This window comes from Corallococcus sp. 4LFB, from assembly GCF_046520365.1.
Lineage (GTDB): Bacteria > Myxococcota > Myxococcia > Myxococcales > Myxococcaceae > Corallococcus > Corallococcus caeni.
In genome coordinates, this window is record NZ_JBKGHJ010001166.1 from 1 (window position 1) to 717 (window position 717).

Annotated in this window: 1 protein-coding gene; it reads left to right on the forward strand. The window is 76.0% G+C overall.

Annotation, left to right across the window (positions count from 1 at the left end; translation table 11 throughout):
* The coding region (locus tag ACLEQD_RS44725; protein WP_410391970.1) for a DbpA RNA binding domain-containing protein at positions 1-717 on the forward strand (717 nt) is incomplete at both ends.

Sequence of the window (717 nt, forward strand, 5' to 3'; positions counted from 1 at the left end):
CCCGCCGCGACGAGCACCCGGACCGCGAGCGCCGTCCGCGCCGCGACGAGCCGCGCCGCGAGGACCGGGGCGAGCGCCGGATGGGCGCACCCTCCGCCGCGCTGGAGCCGGGCCCCGGTGAGACGAAGCTCTGGGTGAACCTGGGCACCGCGGACGGCCTGGGGCCGGGCAGCATCGCCACGGCCATGGAGGACGCGGGCGCGCCGGTGGGCAAGCTGGTGCGCGCGGAGTTGCGCCCCACGTTCGCGTACGTCTTCGTCGCCGAGGACGACTCCGCGGGCTTCGAGGCCCTCAACGGCAAGCAGCACGGCGGCAAGACGCTGCGCGTGGAGAAGAGCAAGCCGCGCAGCGAGCGCGACGTCCCCAGCACCCGCCCGCCCCCGTCCCCGGACGCGGGCCCCGGCGAGGTGAAGCTCTGGGTGAACCTGGGCATGGATGACGGCATGGACGAGGCGAAGCTGCCCGCCACGCTGGAGTCCCTGGGCGCCCCGGGCGGCAAGGTCCTCAAGGCCCTCACCCGCCCCACCTACGGCTACGTCTACGTGCCGGAAGGCGACGCCCCGGGCTTCGAGGCCCTCAACGGCAAGACGCACAACGACAAGCCGCTGAAGCTGGAGCGGCACCGTCCGCGCGGCCAGCGTGAGGAGCGCCGCCCCCGCCACGAGGCCCTGCCGGACGTCCCCGGCCAGGCGCGGCTGTGGGTGGGGCTGGGCCGGC